Annotated in this window: 22 protein-coding genes and 2 pseudogenes; 13 read left to right on the top strand and 11 right to left on the bottom strand. The window is 66.4% G+C overall.

The annotated features are described in order from the left end of the window. Positions 1-213 precede the first annotated feature (213 nt). The 7 genes and pseudogenes from ABLE94_RS15545 to ABLE94_RS15515 form a co-directional block, all read left to right on the top strand. Positions 214-1,437, top strand: coding sequence for an oxygenase MpaB family protein (locus ABLE94_RS15545; protein ID WP_348809200.1), 1,224 nt, complete (start codon positions 214-216; stop codon positions 1,435-1,437). A gap of 19 nt (positions 1,438-1,456) precedes the next feature. Then, on the top strand, positions 1,457-1,993 hold the full coding sequence (locus tag ABLE94_RS15540; protein WP_348809199.1) for a hypothetical protein: 537 nt from the start codon (positions 1,457-1,459) through the stop codon (positions 1,991-1,993). Then, positions 1,990-3,006: an FAD:protein FMN transferase gene (locus tag ABLE94_RS15535; protein WP_348804536.1), complete on the top strand. Its 1,017-nt coding sequence runs from the start codon at positions 1,990-1,992 to the stop codon at positions 3,004-3,006. Before ABLE94_RS15540 ends, ABLE94_RS15535 begins: the two co-directional genes overlap by 4 nt. After that, positions 3,003-3,569: a ferric reductase-like transmembrane domain-containing protein gene (locus ABLE94_RS15530; protein WP_348804537.1), complete on the top strand. Its 567-nt coding sequence runs from the start codon at positions 3,003-3,005 to the stop codon at positions 3,567-3,569. The genes ABLE94_RS15535 and ABLE94_RS15530 overlap by 4 nt, the downstream gene beginning before the upstream one ends. Then, positions 3,566-4,687, top strand: a complete 1,122-nt coding sequence (locus tag ABLE94_RS15525; protein ID WP_348804538.1) for an NADH-ubiquinone oxidoreductase-F iron-sulfur binding region domain-containing protein — start codon at positions 3,566-3,568, stop codon at positions 4,685-4,687. Before ABLE94_RS15530 ends, ABLE94_RS15525 begins: the two co-directional genes overlap by 4 nt. After that, complete coding sequence (locus tag ABLE94_RS15520; RefSeq protein WP_348809198.1) at positions 4,675-4,959, top strand: ferredoxin; 285 nt, start codon at positions 4,675-4,677, stop codon at positions 4,957-4,959. The genes ABLE94_RS15525 and ABLE94_RS15520 overlap by 13 nt, the downstream gene beginning before the upstream one ends. Next, positions 4,901-5,386, top strand: a pseudogene (locus ABLE94_RS15515) (TetR family transcriptional regulator); the annotation flags it as partial. The gene ABLE94_RS15520 and the pseudogene ABLE94_RS15515, both read left to right, overlap by 59 nt. Positions 5,387-5,847: 461 nt before the next feature. On the opposite strand, the gene map reads toward ABLE94_RS15515, so the two are convergent. The 10 genes from map to ABLE94_RS15465 form a co-directional block, all read right to left on the bottom strand. After that, entirely contained in the window at positions 5,848-6,642 is a 795-nt protein-coding gene (gene map / locus ABLE94_RS15510) for a type I methionyl aminopeptidase (protein ID WP_348809197.1), read from the bottom strand. Between the two features lie 44 nt (positions 6,643-6,686). Then, the gene (locus ABLE94_RS15505) at positions 6,687-7,241 is read right to left on the bottom strand and encodes an adenylate kinase (protein WP_348809196.1); all 555 of its coding nucleotides are present in this window, start codon (positions 7,239-7,241) and stop codon (positions 6,687-6,689) included. Next, the gene (gene secY / locus ABLE94_RS15500; RefSeq protein ID WP_348804543.1) at positions 7,238-8,560 is read right to left on the bottom strand and encodes a preprotein translocase subunit SecY; all 1,323 of its coding nucleotides are present in this window, start codon (positions 8,558-8,560) and stop codon (positions 7,238-7,240) included. The genes ABLE94_RS15505 and secY overlap by 4 nt, the downstream gene beginning before the upstream one ends. Positions 8,561-8,824: 264 nt before the next feature. After that, positions 8,825-9,265 (bottom strand): 50S ribosomal protein L15, encoded by a 441-nt coding sequence (gene rplO / locus ABLE94_RS15495; protein ID WP_348804544.1) that lies wholly within the window; start codon positions 9,263-9,265, stop codon positions 8,825-8,827. Between the two features lie 3 nt (positions 9,266-9,268). Further along, positions 9,269-9,448: a 50S ribosomal protein L30 gene (rpmD, locus tag ABLE94_RS15490; protein ID WP_348804545.1), complete on the bottom strand. Its 180-nt coding sequence runs from the start codon at positions 9,446-9,448 to the stop codon at positions 9,269-9,271. Positions 9,449-9,451: 3 nt separating this feature from the next. Further along, positions 9,452-10,102, bottom strand: coding sequence for a 30S ribosomal protein S5 (gene rpsE / locus ABLE94_RS15485; RefSeq protein ID WP_348809195.1), 651 nt, complete (start codon positions 10,100-10,102; stop codon positions 9,452-9,454). A 49-nt stretch (positions 10,103-10,151) separates the two neighbouring features. After that, positions 10,152-10,559, bottom strand: coding sequence for a 50S ribosomal protein L18 (rplR, locus tag ABLE94_RS15480; protein WP_348804547.1), 408 nt, complete (start codon positions 10,557-10,559; stop codon positions 10,152-10,154). A gap of 3 nt (positions 10,560-10,562) precedes the next feature. Next, a complete protein-coding gene (gene rplF / locus ABLE94_RS15475) occupies positions 10,563-11,099 on the bottom strand; it encodes a 50S ribosomal protein L6 (protein WP_348809194.1) in 537 nt (178 codons plus the stop codon). A gap of 15 nt (positions 11,100-11,114) precedes the next feature. Then, entirely contained in the window at positions 11,115-11,513 is a 399-nt protein-coding gene (gene rpsH / locus ABLE94_RS15470) for a 30S ribosomal protein S8 (RefSeq protein ID WP_348804549.1), read from the bottom strand. Between the two features lie 790 nt (positions 11,514-12,303). Further along, positions 12,304-13,233 (bottom strand): hypothetical protein, encoded by a 930-nt coding sequence (locus ABLE94_RS15465; RefSeq protein ID WP_348804550.1) that lies wholly within the window; start codon positions 13,231-13,233, stop codon positions 12,304-12,306. Positions 13,234-13,787: 554 nt separating this feature from the next. On the opposite strand from ABLE94_RS15465, the gene ABLE94_RS15460 reads away from it, so the two are divergent. From ABLE94_RS15460 to ABLE94_RS26460, 6 genes are all read left to right on the top strand, one after another. Next, positions 13,788-14,045, top strand: a complete 258-nt coding sequence (locus ABLE94_RS15460; RefSeq protein WP_348804551.1) for a hypothetical protein — start codon at positions 13,788-13,790, stop codon at positions 14,043-14,045. 99 nt (positions 14,046-14,144) lie between these two features. After that, positions 14,145-14,918 (top strand): DUF2127 domain-containing protein, encoded by a 774-nt coding sequence (locus ABLE94_RS15455; protein ID WP_348809193.1) that lies wholly within the window; start codon positions 14,145-14,147, stop codon positions 14,916-14,918. 136 nt (positions 14,919-15,054) lie between these two features. After that, entirely contained in the window at positions 15,055-16,224 is a 1,170-nt protein-coding gene (locus ABLE94_RS15450; RefSeq protein WP_348809192.1) for an SPFH domain-containing protein, read from the top strand. A 28-nt stretch (positions 16,225-16,252) separates the two neighbouring features. Continuing rightward, positions 16,253-17,524: a TFIIB-type zinc ribbon-containing protein gene (locus ABLE94_RS15445; RefSeq protein ID WP_348809191.1), complete on the top strand. Its 1,272-nt coding sequence runs from the start codon at positions 16,253-16,255 to the stop codon at positions 17,522-17,524. Next, positions 17,521-18,000, top strand: coding sequence for a hypothetical protein (locus ABLE94_RS15440; RefSeq protein WP_348809190.1), 480 nt, complete (start codon positions 17,521-17,523; stop codon positions 17,998-18,000). The genes ABLE94_RS15445 and ABLE94_RS15440 overlap by 4 nt, the downstream gene beginning before the upstream one ends. Positions 18,001-18,182: 182 nt before the next feature. After that, entirely contained in the window at positions 18,183-18,428 is a 246-nt protein-coding gene (locus ABLE94_RS26460) for a DUF234 domain-containing protein (protein ID WP_425476214.1), read from the top strand. A 149-nt stretch (positions 18,429-18,577) separates the two neighbouring features. On the opposite strand, the pseudogene ABLE94_RS15435 reads toward ABLE94_RS26460, so the two are convergent. Next, a pseudogene (locus tag ABLE94_RS15435) lies at positions 18,578-18,895 on the bottom strand (hypothetical protein); the annotation flags it as partial. Positions 18,896-19,019 lie beyond the last annotated feature (124 nt).

Genomic DNA, 19,019 nt, shown 5'->3' with positions numbered 1-19,019 from the left:
TCACATTCGCGCGGGGTACCGCGTCAACAGGCACAACCCGCGTGGGCGGGCGGGAGAATGCCATCTCCGACGGTGACCGATGTGGTCATCCTCGGAGATTTTTCGTTATCCACACCACTTCGCTACCAATATGTGATTTCATACATGAGTTACAGAGTGACACGATCTGTAACTCTATGCCGAACCGAGATCGGGGGACCAATGAGCGTCGACATGAACAGAAGGAATGCACTACGGGCCGGTGGCGCGGGAGCGCTCGCCGTGGCGGGATCGATGGCGTTCGGCGCCAAACCCGCACGCGCACAACCGTGGTCATGGTCGCCCGCCGGTTCGGTGCCCGGTACCGGAGCCGGCGCCGATCCCCGCCACCTGTGGGACCCCGAGGCCGACGCGGTGATCGCCGACGTGATCGAACACCACGACGTCGCCGCCATCAACCGCGCCCTCCGCGGATGGGTCCGCAACGATCAGCCCATCCCCGCGTCGCTGCCGAGCAACCTCAAGGACTTCATCCACGAGGCCCGCAAACTGCCGTCATGGACCGACAAGGGCAAACTGGCGGATTCGTTCACCTTCGTCAAGAAGCAGGACACCATCATCTCCGTGTTGTACGCCTTCGCCGCGGGCATGATGGCCACCGTCATCCCCAACGAGGCGCGCTCGGTGTACTACTCCAAGGGCGGGCACCCGGTGTACTTCAAGGACCGGATCGCCAAGACCGCCAAACTGGGCTACGACATCGGCACCATCAACGCCTACGATCCCGACGGCCAGATGATCGTGACCTGCATCAAGACCCGGATGATCCACGCCGGCGTCCGCCACCTGCTGCCCCAGTCGCCGCACTGGCCCGACAACGTCGTGCCGATCAGCCAGGAGGACCTGCTGGTCACCTGGCACAGTCTGCCGACGACGATCATGCAGAACCTCGTCAAGTGGGGAATCCCCATCCCGCGCAACGAATCCCAGGGCTACCTGCACAGTTGGCAGCTCTGCGGCCACTTCCTCGGCATCCGCGACGAATACCTGCCGCAGTCCTGGGCGGAGGCCAATTCGCAGGCCAAGCAGGTCCTCGACCCGGTGCTGGCACCCACGCCGGAGGGCACGGTGCTCGCCGAACAGCTCCTCGAACTCGGACACGACCTCGACCTGAGCCTGCTGTCGAAGCCGATCCTGGGCGCCTTCACCCGCTACATCCTCGGCCCCAAGCTCGCCGATTGGATTCAGGTGCCCCGCGAGCCGGTGTGGAGCCCACTGCTCGAGACGGCCTGGCCGCCGTTCCTCCAGATCCGTTCGGGAATCCTGGGTGTCGCGCCGATCACCGAGAACGCCTACTGGCTGTTCGACGAATTCCTCCGCCAGTTCGTCCTCTGGTACGCCGCCGAACTGCGCATGCCCATCAGCATCGAGATCCCGACCGCGAACCGGCGATTCTGACGTTCCTCTCGGCAACGCCATGAAGCAGGCCAACGCGATCATCACCTCCCGGCGCCTGGCCGCCGGAGTGTTCGCCGCCGCAACACTCACCGCCGCCGGGCTCACCGGCCAGCTGGCGGTGAGCCACGCCGACGCCGGCCAGTCCGCCGGCGAGAATGAGTCCACGACGTCGGCCGCCTCCACGACGGTGGCGACCGCGTCCGGACCGTCGTCGACGACGCCACCCCGACGACCCGCCGCACGCACGTCGGGTGCTCCCGTGCCACCGCGTTCGGCGACGCCCAGAACCGCCGCGACCCCGACCGCCGTGACACCCACCGCCGTGACCCCGACCGGGACCTACCAACCCCCCGTCGAACAGGCGCCGGCGCAGACCGGGTACACCGCCCCGGAAGTGGTTGTCCCCGAGCCCACTGCGGTGCAACCGGAGAGCCCTGGCGGCGGCTCAGGTGCGGCCTCCGGCGGTGGCGGTGGCGCTGGCGGTGGCGGCTGGGAGGCGCCGCCGCCGGTCGCCGAGACGGCCGCACCACCTCAGACCCAGACGGCCGGATCATGATCGACACCCACCACGACTCCCCCGCCGTGCCCACAGCCGGCCCCGAAACCGTCGCCTCGGCCGGGTTCTCGGCCATCGGCACCACCGTCACGGTGCTCTGCACCGTCGCCGACGAGCTCGACGAGGCCGCCGCCCTGATGCGTCGGCGACTCGCCGAACTCGATCGGGCGGCGTCCCGCTTCCGCACCGATTCCGAACTGGCACAGATCAATACCGCGAGCGCCGAGCGCGCCCGCACCGATCCCGACGGTTCGGTGTGCCTTCCCGTCGGCGAGGTTCTCGCCCGATGCCTGGGCGCGGCGGTGCACGCCGAGCGACTGACCGACGGACTGGTCTGCGCATCGTTGGGTGCCGAGCTGGCCGCCTGCGGATACGACGACGACATCGACATCGTGCGCGCACGCACCGACACCGGTTCCCGACCGACACCCGAACACACTGCACGGCAGGCGGTCTCGCGGCGCACCGACTTCGACGAACAGCGCGCCCGGGTGACACTCCCGGCTGGGACCGCACTCGATCTCGGTGCCGTCGCCAAGGCATGGGCCGCCGACGCCATCGCCGAGGAACTCGCGCGGTCGGGCTCCGGTGGGTATCTGGTGAACCTCGGCGGCGACACCGCGGTCTCGGGAGTCGTGCCCGACGACGGGTGGGCGATCGGCGTCCTCGGACCCGATGGCGCACAGGTTCAGGTCGTTCGCTCCGACGGCCAGGCATTCGCCACCTCGTCGACGAGGCTGCGGACGTGGCGACAGCACGGGCGCCACCGGCATCACATCATCGACCCGCGAACCGGGATGCCCGCCCACACGCGGTGGGCCCAGGCGACCTGTGCGGCACCGACGGCGGTCCAGGCCAACGCCGCGTCGACCGCCGCGGTCATCCTCGATGACCGCGCCCCGGACTGGCTGACCGCCCGCCGGGTTCCGGCGTGCCTCATCGCCGCCGATCACCAGATCACCACCGCCCCCGGATGGCCCGGCATCACAACCCCTGCGGTGGGTGTGTCATGACCAGTCCGTGGCTGTGGTTCGCCTCCCGCGCCTGCGGCATCGTCAGTCTGATGTTGCTCACCGCGGTCGTCGTGCTCGGTGCCGCCACCGCCGTCGGCCTCCGACCCGAGAGCTCCCTCACCGCGGTCGCGGTGAGCCTGCATCGCACCCTCGCCCTGGGCACCACCGTGTTCGTCGCCATCCACATCTCGACCGCCGTCCTCGACGCCTACGTCGACCTGGGATGGATCGCGGTGGTCGTGCCGTTCACCTCCGATTACCACCGCATGTGGGTGGGTGTGGGTGCCATCGCCGTCGACATCTTCATCCTCGTGCTCGTCACGTCGATTCTGCGGCTGCGCCTGTCCCATCGGGTCTGGCGGGCCGTGCACTGGCTGTCGTATCTGCTCGCGGCGAGCGCGGTCCTGCACGGACTGATGATGTCCGCCGACGATCAGCAGGCGTTGCGGATCGTCACCGTGGCCTGCGGTCTCGTCATGGCGGCGGCCACCGCGTGGCGCCTGCTCAGTCGCACCGCCGATCGCCGCCGGCGCGCCGAGATCGCGATCGGAGGTTGGACATGAACGCCATCGCCGACCTGCTGACCGACGCAGGCCTCACCGGGCGGGGCGGCGCCGGGTTCCCCACCGGCGTCAAAGTGGATCTGGCACACCGCCACGGCGCCGATCTCATCATCAACGCCTGCGACGGCGAGATCGACGCGACCAAGGACGGATGGGTCATCGCTCACCGCCTCGACGCGGTTCTCACCGGCGCCCGGCTGCTGACCGCCGGCCGGATTCGGGTTGCGGCACATCGCGGTTCGGCTGCCCTCGCCATCCTCGACGAGCACGGGTGTGACACCGTCGCGGTACCGCACCGCTACGTCGCCTCCGAGGAGTCCTCGCTGGTGAGTCTGGCCCATGGCGGGCAGGCCCGTCCGCTGATGCGGTGGTCGCCGGTGACCGCCGGCGCCCGCGGTCACGACGGTCGCCGACTCCGGCCGACGCTCGTCCTCAATGCCGAAACCGTGTGGCGTGCAGCCCAGATCGCCGATCGTGGAGTGCGCTGGTTCCGCTCCTTCGGTACGCGGGCCGAGCCCGGACCCCGACTGGTGACAGTGGCCAACGGTGTCGGCAGACCCGGAGTCGTCGAGGCGGAGGCCGGCCCGCGGGTCGGTGATCTCCTCGGGCTCGCCGGCGGTCAGACCGTTGCGGCACAGGCGTTCTGGCTCGGCGGACTCGGCGGCGGATTCCTGCCGGCCGCCGACGCGTCACGAACCGCGTGGTCTCGGGCCGGGTTGGCGCCGCATCACGTTCGCATGGGAGCTGCGACCGTCCGTCTGATCGAGGCCGATGCCGATCCGTGGGCGCAGGTGGCGGCCGCACTCGACTACGCCGCGGCCGAAACCGCCGGGCAGTGCGGGCCATGCATGTTCGGTCTGCCCGCGATCGCCTCCACCGTCGCCGACCTCCGCAACGCCGACGATCCCGGCGCGGCATCACACCTGACCCGTCGAGTCGCGATGGTGCGCGGCCGCGGTGCATGCCGATTCCCCGACGGCGTCGCGGATTTCGTCGCGTCGGCGCTCGAGGTGTTCGGAGCGCCTCGCCGACCCGAGTCTGCGCCGAGCGAGTTGACGCAGAGTGAGTTGACGCAGAGGGAGTTGACACGGACAGGAGCACACCCATGTCCTGGTTGACCTCGCTCACCGGCCGGGCCGGCACCGACGAATCCGGACCGGCACCGACCCTCGTCGTCGATCGAATTGCCTGCACGGGCAGGGGAATCTGCGCGCACCTGCTGCCCGAGTCCATCCACCTCGACGAGTGGGGATACCCCATCATCGTCGACGAGCATCCCGATCCCCGCGCCGCTCGGACCGCCATGTCCCTGTGTCCCACCGGCGCACTGCATGAGATCCGACAGGAGCGTCAGATCCGAAAGGAGCGGCAGATCAGCAAGAAGGAGTAGTCACCGAGACACCGCCACCGCTATCGCATACCGCCAACGATCACCATCCGAAACCGCACAACCCGAAGGAGTTTCATCCCATGAATCATTGGAACGACATCTTCTACGTCATCCAGAACCTGCTCAACCAGTTCGACATGATCTCACTGTTCCCCCACTACTGATCGCCGGCAGTCCACGGAATCGAGATCTCGTGTCGGTGATCGACGACTCCCATCCCGGTGCGGCCGTTCTGCTCCAGCGCGTCCTCACCGATCAGGCGACATCCGGTGACGGCGTCGACGATGTGCGCACGCGCATCGTCGACGCTGCGCGGGAGCAGTTCAGCAGGTTCGGGCTGCGGCACTCGGCGATGGAGGACGTCGCCCGTCGGGCGCGTGTCGCCCGGGTCACCATCTATCGCCGTTTCCCCAACAAGCACGCACTCGTCGAGGCCGTCATCCTGCGGGAGTTCCGTGCGTACTTCGATCAGTTCCTGATCGACATCCGGGATGCGCCGACCGCCGCCGACCGTGTCGTGCTCGGATTCGCGAGTTCACTGCACGCGATCCGCCACAACCCGGTGTTCGTCGGACTCATGCTCGCCGATCCCGGCATCCTCGCCTCGTCGATGGTCAGCGACGACGGCCAGATGGTTTCGGTGGTACGCCAATTCGTGGCCGTACAACTCCGTCAGGAGCAGTCCGCCGGTCACGTTGCCGCCGACGCCGACGTCGATCTCATCGCGGAACTCATGGTGCGGATCTCGGCGTCATTCCTGGCCGTGCCGAGCGATGTCGTCGACGTCGATGATCACGACCAGCTCGCGCACGTCGCCCGCAGTTTCCTGGTGCCGTTGCTCCGCGGCAGCGCATGGGCAACCGACGTGGCCACCGAGGGCCGATCACCTCATTCGGGGCGCTGTGTCAGGATGCGCGGGCCGTCGGCGGTCACTGCGACCGTGTGTTCCCAGTGCGCCGAGCGTGAACCGTCGTCGGTGATGACGGTCCACTCGTCGTCGAGCACCGACGTCTCGGTGGTGCCCAACGTCAGCATCGGCTCGATCGCCAGGGTCGAACCGACCACCAGCAGTGGCCCCTTACCCGGTTCCCCTTCGTTGGCAAGGTAGGGAGCCAGATGCATCTCGCGGCCGATGCCGTGTCCGCCGTAACCGTCGACGATGCCGAAGGAACGACTGAACTTTCGTTCCGCGTCATGGGTACCGGTCTCGATGGCGTGAGAGATGTCGGACAGCCGCGCACCGTCGACCATGGCCGCGATACCGGCCTCCAGCGACAGCCGGGTGGCCTCGGACAGTTCCGAATCCGCCTGCGACAGTTCACCGACGCCGAAGGTCCACGCCGAATCCCCGTGCCAGCCCTCGAGAACGGCCCCGCAGTCGATGGACACGAGATCACCCTCGGCGAGGATCACATCCGCCGAGGGGATCCCGTGCACCACAACATCGTTGACCGAGGAACAGATGGTGCCGGGAAACCCGTGGTAACCCTTGAAGGACGGGACCGCGCCGGCCTGCCGGATGACGGTCTCGGCGATCTCGTCGAGATCCAGGGTGCTCACACCCGGCTTCGAGGCGTGGCGAACGGCGACGAGCGCCGCACCCACCACCGCACCGGCCGCGGCCATCGCGTCGAGTTCTCCTGCACTGCGGAAGGGCACTCGTTTACGCTTGCGAAATCCCATGACCGGCCCCGGTTCGGTTCCTTCGATTCGTTTGGAGGATGACGTCAGGACACGCCCGCGCCAAGCGCGCTCAGCACCCGCTGATGCACGTCCTGCACGTCGCCGACCGCGTCGATCGTCTTGACCTGATCACCGTAGTAGTCGAGCAACGGTGCGGTTTCCTTCTGATACACCGCCATCCGGTTACGGATGACCTCTTCGGTGTCGTCGGCACGACCACGCGCCAGCATCCGCTCAACCACCACGTCGGCGTCGACGACGAAGGACAGCACCGCGTCCAGCGAGGTCTCCAGTGCGGACAGGATGTCCTTGAGTGCATCGGCCTGCTCGGTCGACCGCGGGAAGCCGTCCAGGATGAATCCCTTGGACGCATCGGGTTCCCCGACGCGGGCGCGCACCATGTCGACGGTGATCTCGGACGGGACCAGGTCACCGGCGTCGAGGTAGCGCTTGGCCTCGATACCGACCGCGGTTCCCTGTGAGATGTTGGCGCGGAACAGGTCTCCGGTGGAGATGTGCGGGATGCCGAGCGCTTCGCTCAACAGTTCCGCCTGGGTACCTTTACCTGCTCCGGGGGGGCCGAGAATGACAAGTCTCACTTCAGGAATCCTTCGTACTTGCGTTGCATCAATTGACTGTTGATCTGCTTCATCGTGTCCAGTCCCACACCGACCATGATCAGGACGGCCGTGCCCCCAAATGGCAGGTTCTGAACACCACCGCTGTTACCGATCTCGAGGAACAGGTTTGGCAGTACCGCGATGATACCCAGGTAGATCGAACCCGGCAGCGTGATGCGACTGAGGACATAGCCGAGATAGTCGGCCGTCGGCTGTCCCGGACGAATACCCGGAATGAAGCCGCCGTACTTCTTCATGTCATCGGCACGCTCTTCCGGATTGAATGTCACCGCCACATAGAAATATGTGAAGAAGATGATCATCAGGAAGTAGACGATGATGTAGACGTAATTGCTCGGGTCGGCCAGATACGTCGCCACCCACCGCTGCCAGCTCGACTGCGTGCCGTCGGAGGACTGGGTGAGCTGGACGATCAGCTGCGGCAGATACAGCAGTGAGGACGCGAAGATCACCGGGATGACGCCGGCCTGGTTGACCTTCAACGGCAGATAGGTCGACGAACCGCCGTACATCTTGCGGCCCACCATGCGCTTGGCGTACTGCACCGGGATACGGCGCTGTCCCTGCTCGATGAACACCACGCCGGCCACGATGATCAACACCGCGACGACGACGAGACCGAAGACCAGGCCGCCGCGGCTGGTGAGGATGGCACGTCCCTCGGCGGGGATGCGGGCGGCGATACCGGCGAAGATCAGCAGCGACATGCCGTTGCCGATGCCGCGCTCGGTGATCAGCTCACCGAACCACATCACCAGGCAGGCACCCGCGGTCATCACCAGCACGATGATGGTCAGGCCGAAGATGCTCTTGTCGTTGAGGATGTTGTCGCCACAGCTGGCCGGCAGCAGATTGCCACGATCGGCCAGCGCCACGATGCCGGTGGACTGCAGCAACGCCAACGCCACCGTGAGGTAGCGGGTGTACTGCGTCATCTTGGCCTGGCCGGACTGGCCTTCCTTGCGCAGTTGCTCGAACCGCGGGATGACCACGGTGAGCAGCTGGACGATGATGCTCGCCGTGATGTACGGCATGATGCCGATCGCGAACACCGACAGCTGCAGCAGCGCACCACCGGAGAACAGGTTGATCAGCGAGTAGACCTGATTGCCGCCGCCACTGTTGATGGTGTCGATGCACTTGTGCACCTCGACGTAGTTGACACCCGGCGACGGAACCGTGGCCCCGAGGCGATACAGGACGATGATGCCGATGACGAAGAGGATCTTCTTCCTCAGATCGGGCGTCCGTAAGGCCGCGATGAGGGGGGAGAGCACTAATTCCTCCTAGAGCACACGTGCTCACCGCCCGGACCCTTCAGGCGCGCATGCTCGACAATCGACGATGATCTTGCGGGATGTGTGCACGCAACGGTTATGAGGTGTGCACACACACAACGATGCAAACTCTAACAGCCGCGGAAAACCACCTGCGCAACGCCGGTCGTCGGCGCTGAGATGGCATTTCTGCCGCGGCGACGCCAAGGTCCGCGGGTGTGGCGAGGCAATCTGCACACACTCCGCGGACCCGGCGAATCCGACTCAGAGTTCGGTGACGCTGCCACCGGCAGCGGCGATCTTCTCCTTGGCGGATGCAGTGAACTTGTCGGCGGTCACGTCGACCTTGACGCCCAGTTCCCCGTCGCCGAGGACCTTGACGAGCCGGTTCTTGCGCACGGCGCCGGCGGCGACGAGTTCGTCGACGCCGATGGTGCCGCCCTGCGGGAACAGGCGGGCGATGTCGCCCACGTTGACGACCTGGTACTCGACCCGGTTGCGATTGGTGAAGCCCTTGAGCTTCGGCAGTCGCATGTGGATCGGCATCTGGCCGCCCTCGAATGCGGCGGGCACGTTCTTGCGTGCCTTGGTGCCCTTGGTGCCGCGACCGGCGGTCTTACCCTTGGAGCCCTCACCGCGACCCACGCGGGTCTTGTCGGTCTTCGCGCCCGGAGCGGGGCGAAGGTGATGGAGCTTGATGGTCATTGCTTAAACCTCTTCGACTGTCACGAGGTGCCGGACCACGTTGATGAGGCCGCGGTTGACGGCGGTGTCCTCACGGGTGACCGACTTGCGGATGCCGCGCAGACCGAGGGTCCGCAGGCTGTCACGCTGGTTCTGCTTGGTACCGATGGTGCCCTTGACCTGGGTGATCTTCAGCTGTGCCATCTCTTACACTCCTTGGCCGGCACGGGCGCGGAGCATACCGGCCGGTGCCACGTCTTCGATCGGGAGTCCGCGGCGGGCCGCGACCTCTTCCGGACGCTGCAGCATCTTCAGGGCCGCGACGGTCGCGTGGACCACGTTGATCGCGTTGTCCGAGCCGAGGCTCTTGGCGAGGACGTCGTGGACGCCCGCGCATTCGAGCACGGCACGCACCGCGCCACCGGCGATCACACCGGTACCGGGGCTGGCCGGGCGGAGCATCACGACACCGGCGGCGGCCTCACCCTGAACCGGGTGGGTCACGGTGCCACCGATCAGTGGGACGCGGAAGAAGTTCTTGCGAGCCTCTTCGACACCCTTCTGGATCGCGGCCGGAACTTCCTTGGCCTTGCCGTAGCCGACGCCGACCATGCCCTGGCCGTCTCCGACCACCACGAGAGCGGTGAAGGAGAAGCGGCGGCCACCCTTGACCACCTTGGACACACGGTTGATGGCGACGACCCGCTCGAGCTGGTTGCGGTCCTGGTCGCGGCCACCGCGGTCGTTGCCGCCGCGACGGTCGCGGCCGCCCCGGCGATCGTTGCGGTCGCCACCTTGGTTGCTGTTGTTGTCGTTTCCGGCGGGTCCGTTTCCGCCGTCACGCTGACGTCCGGGCATCAGAGGTTCCCTCCGGTCATATTGGTCTTGCTGGTGTAGATGGTCATCATCAGAACTGCAGGCCTCCCTCGCGGGCGGCGTCGGCGAGCGCGGCGATCCGGCCGTGGTATTCCTTGCCACCACGGTCGAACACGACGGTCTCGACACCTGCTGCCTTGGCGCGGGCGGCGATCAGTTCGCCGACCTTGCGGGCCTGCGCGGACTTGTCGCCACCGGCGGCACGGACGTCGGCCTCGATGGTCGACGCGGCGGCCAGGGTCTTGCCGACCTGGTCGTCGATCAGCTGCACGTGGATGTGACGGCTGCTGCGCTTGACGGCCAGACGCGGACGCTCGGCGGTGCCGGCGACCTTCTTGCGCAGGCGGAAGTGACGACGGTTGGTCGCGGTGCGACGACGCGTCGAGACGTCCTTGCCGAGCGGCTTGCGAACGTTCTTTTTGGTTGCTGTATCACTCATGGCTTACTTACCCGTCTTTCCGACCTTGCGACGGATCTGCTCACCCTCGTAGCGAATGCCCTTGCCCTTGTAGGGGTCCGGACGACGCAGGCGGCGGATGTTCGCCGAGATCTGGCCGACTTGCTGCTTGTCGATACCCGACACCGAGAACTTGGTGGGCGACTCGACGGCAAAGGTGATGCCCTCGGGAGCCTCGATCGGCACGGGATGGCTGTAACCGAGCGCGAATTCCAGGTCCCGGCCCTTGGCCTGGACGCGGTAACCGACGCCGAAGATTTCCATCTTGGTGGTGTAGCCCTTGGTGACGCCCTCGACGAGGTTGTTCACCAGCGAACGGTTCAGGCCGTGCAGGGCGCGGTTACGACGCTCGTCGTTGGGGCGGGTCACCACGATGGCGCCGTCTTCCTGAGCGACGACGATCGGCGCGGTGACGTTGTGGGAGAGTTCGCCCTTGGGTCCCTTGACGGTGATGGTCTGTCCGTCGATGGCGACGGTGACGCCCGCGGGGATCTGGATCGGGTTCTTACCGATACGCGACATTGTTGCTACCTCCCCTTACCAGACGTAGGCGAGGACTTCGCCGCCCACGCCCTGGTTGGCTGCCTGGCGGTCGGTGAGCAGACCCGACGACGTGGAGATGATGGCCACGCCGAGGCCGCCCAGAACCTTGGGCAGGTTGTTGGACTTGGCGTACACCCGCAGACCCGGCTTGGACACGCGGCGAAGGCCGGCGATGCTGCGCTCCCGGGAGGGGCCGTACTTGAGGGAGACGACGAGGTTCTTACCGACCTCGGCGTCTTCGGTGCGGTAGTCGGTGATGTAACCCTCGCGCTTGAGGATCTCAGCGATGTTCACCTTGAGCTTCGACGAGGGCAGGGTCACCTCGTCGTGGAACGCCGAGTTGGCGTTACGCAGACGCGTCAAGAAGTCTGCGATCGGGTCAGTCATGGTCATGGTTGACCGTCAACCTTTCTCGTAGCGGTTCCCATACAGCGCCGATCCGTGAGGATTACTCCCCTGACCTGCGGTGGGCCTTCCACGAAGTGGATAGTTGTGTGATGTCTCGTCGCCGATGCCCTTGGCTTTTCGCCGGCATCGGAGACTATTCAGTTGTGATCTGCACCGGGGTGCAGATGAACGTCCCGGACACCTGAGGTGCACAGGCAACCGGTCTAGTGTAGAGAATTCCCTGGCCAGACCCAAATCGTCGGTCGCGGGGTGCTTGGTGGGGCGTTCGCGCGGGTGTTGTTTGCCCACGCGGCACCCCCACGTACGCGCGGTCATTGCACCAAGCAGCGCGAGCACGAGGGCACCGCGCCAACCAGCACCACCCGCGCCAACCGCCGACGACCCGAGCCCCGGGGCACGTTCCCGCGGGCCCTCCACGCCCACGCGGCACCCCCACACTCACGCGGTCAGTGCAACAAACAGCGCGAGCACAGAGGCACCGCGCCAACCAGCACCACCCGCGCCAACCGTCGACGACCCCGAAACCCCGCCCCGTTCCCGCGGGCCCAACTCGCCCACGCGGCACCCCCACACCCACGCGGTCACTGCAACAAACAGCGCGAGCACAGAGGCACCGCGCCAACCAGCACCACCCGCGCCAACCGCCGACGACCCAGGTCCCGGCCCCGTTCCCGCGGGCCCAACTCGCCCACGCGGCACCCCCACGTACGCGCGGTCATTGCAACAAACAGCGCAAGCACGAGGGCACCGCGCCAACCAGCACCACCCGCGCCAGTCACGCCGCCATCAGCGAGAAGTGCACCAGCCACCGGCGGACGAGGCCGACGACGGTGCCGTTCTCGAGGTCGGTCCACAGCCAGCGGACGACCATGATCCCCATCGCCCGCAGCCGATCCTCGCGTTGCTTCTCCCGGATCACGGCGTCGGAAGGCTTCTCCCCCGGCCGTAAGTGCTTCTGGTACTTGACCTTTCCGTCGAACTCACCGACGAGCAGCCCATCCCAGTCGAAGTCGGTGCGCGCCACCTCTTTCCCCTCGTCGTTGACGAAGGTGTGCTGCAGGCGCGGCAGGAGCAGGCCCGCCTCGATCATCTGTGCCCGACTCCACGATTCGCCAGGACTTTCGGCAGTGCCGTCCGCCCACCGCAGCGCACGTCGGGCGGTGTTCACGCCGAGTCGGCGGCCGCGCAGCATCTTCTCCATCTTCTGCCGGTCGGCACCCGCACGGAGGGCCGCGTCGAAGACCGCGAGTGCTCCCGCGAATCCCATCGTCGTGGTGCAGGCGACGTCCACGGCGACCCGTTCGATGATCGGGACGACGATGCCGTCGACCTCGGTCCGCTCCTCGGGTGCGACGACGCCGACGTGGTCATGACGCGTCGACGTGCGCCCGCCGCCGGCCGTGTGTCCGGTGATCGTGTGCAGTCGCCGGAAGTTGGGTTTGAGCATCGGCAGGCGATGAAGGGCGGCCGCGGACTGATGGCTGGGGATCGACTTGCCGAACCGCCCGAGCCGATGCGACGCGATCACCTCCAGGCGATGATGCTCGTCGGGCTCCCGCTCGGCGGCGTGCACGTACGCACCGCGTACCAGCGACACGATGTCGCCGCGTCGGCAAGCTCTGCCGAGGTCGGCGTCGGTAAAGCCCGCGGCGATGGCCACGTGCCGGTAGATGATCTGGTGTTCGTCAGTCGGAAAAGGTGTCATGCGAGATTGGACGCACGCCGAGGCGATTTGGCTCCATCGAATGTCGGAAATTTTTCGGCTCCGACTGGTGACGGCTGTTCTTCGCGCGGTTCCAGCTTGCCGCCGCGGCACCCCCGCGTTCACGCGGTCTGTGCCCACGGCGCGCGTGCACGGAAGCATCGCGCGAGGCGGGAACCGTTACCCTGGCAGCCCATGGGGGTCGTCACCGAATCACCGCCGCGCTGGTGGCGGGTGTCGGCGTGGTCCATCGTCGTCTCGACCGCCGTGTGCTGCGCACTTCTGATGCTCGGCGACCTCGAGTGGATCGGCTTCTTCTGGCCACTGATCGCGCTGGTCGCGCTGGTGTGCATCGGCGGCGCCTGGCTCATCACGACGGCGATCGGCGCTTTCTTCTATCGCGAATGGCGACTGCCGGCGATCGCTGCTGCCCTTGTGGCCGTCACGGTCGTCGTCGGATGGTTCGGGCTGACCAATCGGGCATCGTTGTGGGCCTCATCGGCGGCGCTCGCCGATGTCGCGGTGGACGCGCACCCCCGGCGGGCAGTACCCGTCTGTTGTGGGCCTCATCGGCGGCGCTCGCCGATGTCGCCGACACCTGCACGTCGACGGATGCCGGATGGGTCGGGACCGTTCGGCTCGAGTCGGTCGAGAAGGTCGACGAGGTGTGTCTGCTCTATACGAAGGGCGGCTTCATCGACCGGACGGGGTACGCACTCCTGCCCGACGGTCCGCCGCCCGACGCGCGGACGCGCCTCAACGTCACCTTCACGCGCTTCAGCGGTGACTGGTACCGCTTCATCTGGCACTTCTGAGAACCGAGATTCGGGCGTTCGCGACGTATCCGGCGACGAGGTGTTCCCACCGGATGACGATCATGCTCGCCCACCGGAACCCGGCGGTAACCTGCCCGAATGGACTGGGAAGTACTGTCATGCGGGCTGCGTGGACACGAGACGTACCGGCCCGACGAAGCCGAGCTCGCCAACCGTCTCCAGGTGACCACCGTCGCCGGCGAAGCGTGGCGATGCCTGCGCTGCGGCGACTTCGTCGTCGGCGAGCCACGACGGCACGGTCCGGCCGACCATGCACCGGAAGTCCCACGAGGCGCATTGTTGCGCGACCTGATCATCATGCGGCTGCTCGCCGCCGAACGACTGATCCGCGGCCTGTTTCTGCTGGTGGCCGGAATCTTCGTCATCGAGCTGCGTCACAGCCAACAGTCATTGCAGGACAAGTTCAATCAGGAACTGCCCCTGCTCCGCCCGCTGGCCGACCAGATCGGCTGGAACATCGACGATTCCAAGGTCGTGCAGTGGGTAGAGAAGGCCACCAGCCTGTCGGCCACCGCCATCGTCCTCATCGGATGTGCGGTATTACTCTATGCCGCAAGCCAATTCGTCGAGGCCTACGGACTCTGGTTCGCCAAGCGATGGGGCGAGTACTTCGCGGTCATCGTCACCGGCGCGTTCATCCCACTCGAGATCTACGAACTCCTCGAACGGATCACCGTGCTCCGCATCGGCCTGCTGGCGATCAACATCGCCGCCGTCGTGTGGCTGATCTGGAGCAAACGCCTGTTCGGGCTCCGCGGCGGTGGCGCGGCGTATCACGCCGAGCACAGTGCCGAGAGTCTGCTGACGGTGGAGCGCGCGGCGGTGGAATCACACGCCCAGGCCAGTCGCTGATCGTCCACGCGGTCACATCTCCCGGCCGCTTTGCCATTCGTCCGAACGTCCGACACGTCATACTGCAGATCACGCATATCGCCCTACAGTTGGGGGCTGCACGCGGACCGTTGCACACACGACATCGGAGGCCCCAGTGGGAGTCATCGCCAAACTCAAGGGTGAGCTCGTTGACATCATCGAGTGGCTCGATGATTCACGGACGACGCTGGCCTGGCGGTTCCCTCGCTATCAGAACGAGATCAAGAACGGCGCACAGCTGATCGTTCGCGAGGGCCAGCGGGCAGTGTTCGTCTACCGCGGCCAGCTCGCCGACGAATTCGGGCCCGGCCACTACGAACTCACCACCGAGAACCTGCCGATCCTGTCGACGCTGCAGGGCTGGAAGCACGGCTTCGACAGCCCTTTCCGCAGCGAGGTCTACTTCATCAACACCCGCCCGGTCACCGAGATGCGTTGGGGCACACCAAATCCCATCACCATCCGAGACCCCGAGTTCAAGTTGGTGCCGGTCCGCGCCAACGGCCTGTGCGTCGTGCGGGTCGCCGACCCGGCGATCTTCCTGCGTCAGGTGATCGGCACCGACAGCAACGTCGACGTCGACGAGGTCGGCGAGTTGTTGCGACGAGTGATCGCCCAGGCCTTCGCCGACCTCATCATCAAGTCCGGTGTCGGCGTCCTCGACCTGCAGGGTCGCGTCGGGGAGATCGCCGCCCAGTTGCGTCAACTGGTGGCCGAACGTGTCGACGACGAGTACGGCCTCGCCATCGACGACGTCATCCTCAACGTCTCCCTGCCCGAGGAGATCACCGCGGCGATCACGCGTGGCGTCGCCCGTGGCCTCGAGGAGCAGGGTTTCCTGGATCAGGTCGACGACATGCAGAAGTTCCAGCAGGGACGCTTCGGCGACGCCCTGGTGACCGGCGCACAGAACGGCGGCGGCGTCAGCGACTTCCTGGGCGCCGGAATGGGTTTGGCACTCGGACAGCAGGTCGGTGACGCGATCGCGGGCGCCCCGGCGGCGCAGCCGGGCGTGGCGCCGAGTGCACCACCGCCGCTGCCGACGGCGAGCTTCCATGTCGAGCAGAATGGCCAGGCCGTCGGACCGTACACCGTCGCGCAGATCCAGGCGTCGGTGGCGGCCGGCGCGGTCACCGCAGCGACACTGGTGTGGTCGCCGGAGTTGACCCAGTGGACCGCGGCCGGCCGGGTCCCGGCGCTCGCTCCCCTGTTTGCAGCGCCACCCCCGCTGCCGCCGCGACCGGCCACCCCACCGCCGCCGCCCACCGCCGGACCGAACGGCTGATCACCGCGCCGACCCTCGAGGACCGCAGATGAACGCACCCCAGCCACCCGGACCCGGGCAGTACCGGCCGCCGACACCACCGCCATTGCTGCCCCATGCGTCCGCGCCGCCACCAACCGTGCCGCACCCGGCCCCGCCACCACCGCCCCCGGTTCCGCAGCCACCGGTTGCTCAGCCCTCGCCGCCCGGGACGTTGCACGTCACGGAGAACACCCGCACCTTCCCCTGCGTCAACTGTGGTGATGATCTGGAGTTCGACCCGGCGTCGGGTCTGTTGTCCTGTCCGAGTTGCGGATCCACCCGCGCCGTTCAACTCGATCCAACCCAACACGTCGGGCAACACGACCTGCGCGATCCGCGCGTCGGCCAACTCAGCACGCCCGGACTGCTGTCGTCAAACGACCCGGCAGCCGCCAGCGAGCATCAGGTCACCTGCCAGAACTGTGGTGGCGCAGTCATTTTCACCGGAACACTGACCGCCACCCGCTGCCCGTACTGCGCCTCACCGATCCAGCGCGACGACGTGCACGCCGCGCCCGAGGTCTTGCCGGTCGACGGTGTCATCCCGTTTCGGGTCGACGACGACGCCGCAACGAAATCCATTGAGCAGTGGATACATTCACGATGGTTCGCCCCGTCGGAGTTCAAGAAGTACCGACAGCTGGGATCACTGCAGAGCGTGTACTTCTCGTATTTCAGTTACACCACCACGGCACACACGTCGTATCAGGGTGAACGCGGCGACGACTACACGGTGACCGTGGGTTCCGGCAAGGACCGGCGCACCGAGACCCGCACCCGCTGGCGTTCGGTGAGCGGACTCGTCACCGACCAGTTCACCGAGGTGCCGGCCCTGGCCAACGACGGCATCGATCCGCATCGGGTCGAGGCGCTCAAACCGTGGCCGGTCGAGCAGGCCCAGCCGTTCACCGGGCAGTTCCTCGCCGGGCATCTCGCGCGCAGCTATGACCACGGGCCCGACGAGACCTTCGGCCGTGCCCGCGCCGAGGAGATCGACCCGGCGATCGAGTCGTCGGTGCGCAGCGACATCGGTGGCGACAAACAGCGAATTCACTCCTCGCACACCGACTTCAATCCCCTGCGTTTCCGCTACCTGCTGGTGCCGATCTGGCTGCTCACCGTGATCTACGGCGGCAAGCCCTTCCAGGTCTACATCAACGGTGTGACCGGTGAGGTCCAAGGCGACCGGCCCTACAGCGTGGTCAAGATCGTCTCCGCGATCACCGCTGCGATCATCGTCATCGTCGGAATCTTTGTGCTGTACCGGTATCTGTCATGATGATCCTCGTTCTCGGCGCTGCCGTGGTGGTCGGCATCGCGCTCGTTGTGGCACTGGTGATTGTCGTCGTCGTGCTCATCAGATCCGGGCGGCAGCAATCGGAGAGTTCGGCGGTCCTCTATCCCGGACATCAGCCGAGTGCACCACCTGGTTGGGCGCTCGGCCATGATCCGGAGGTACGCCTCTACCGGCGCATGCAGCACGCGATGGGCCCGCTGTATGCGGTCTCCACGGGGGACGCCGGTTTCATCGACAGCCGCGTCCGACTCGAACTCTCGGTGGCGCAGATGGGTGCGCAGTTGGTGGCGCTGTCCGGCGCGGATCGCAGGTTCACCGGGCCGGTGCTCGACGGCGCCAACGTCTGGGTCTCCCACCTGGAGGCACTGATACCCGGCCTGCTGGCCGGCTCACCGGTGTCCTATGCCGAGGTCGACGGACTCGTCGGCGAACTGCCGAAGGCGTTGGGGCGCGGGTAGTCGACGTCGTGGTCGGCCACATCATCTTGAGCCAACTCACCCGCGGCGCGTGGGCACGACCCTGTTGATCAGCGAGTTCGGTCAAGACCTGCCGATGGTGATGTACACGGCGACCGGTCAGGCCGAGCGCGGCGAACTCCGGGTGGTCGCGCACTACCGAACCGAGATCGAACGAGGGCTCGGTGACTCGATTCTGCCGGTTCTCGTCGAGTCCCTCAACGATTTCATGGGGGGCTCGTTGGGAGGATATGGTGACCCGCCACGTGCGGCGACTTGCCGCCGACGGCGTCATCGGTCCGGACATCATCGCCGTCGGACGTTGGTGGAACAAGACCTCCTCCGTCGAAATCGACATCGCCGCGCTGTCACGCCGCGGTCGCAGAGTGTCCGGTGTGCGGAGAGGTCAAGTGGCGCAGTGTCATCGATGATCCGCGTATCTTGCGTGGGCTTCAGCGCAAGGCGGCCGAGCTCGCCGGCGACGGTCCCGTCAGCTATCTACTGACCGCGCGTGACAGGGTCGAGACAGACGAATCCGTCCTCACCGTTACGGCTACGGACGTATTCGCTTTGCAACGTCCTACCGAAACACGCTCCCCTTGTTCTCCGACGCCTCAACCCGTTCGACAATCCACGCACTGATGACGGCCGTGCTGCGTTTACGGCTCATCTCTTTACGAGTGTCGAGCTCCTCCTCGGCGATGATGTCGCGGAGTTGTTCTAGATCGAGTGCACCGAGCTTCTCGGCCAGCCCAGCCGCACCCGACTCACGGTAGACGACAAAAGGATCGAGGACCGCCGGCCGACGAACCTGCTTCTTCGCGGGCGCGCGCTTACGCGGCGCGGGCGCAGGTGTCGCAACGGGAGCGGGCGCCGCTCCGTCGGAGCGTAGCGAGTCGCGTTGTATGCCAATCTGGGTGTGAGTCACTTCCGAGGAGGAGGTTCACAACATGAGTATTAGTGCTGGTTACACGATCGCTGAGATCACAGCCTATGTCCGGGAGTATCTGGAGTTGCCGCGT

This window comes from Gordonia sp. VNK1, from assembly GCF_040049135.1.
Taxonomy (GTDB): Bacteria; Actinomycetota; Actinomycetes; order Mycobacteriales; family Mycobacteriaceae; genus Gordonia; species Gordonia oleivorans.
This window is presented reverse-complemented; position numbering and strand designations above follow the sequence as displayed.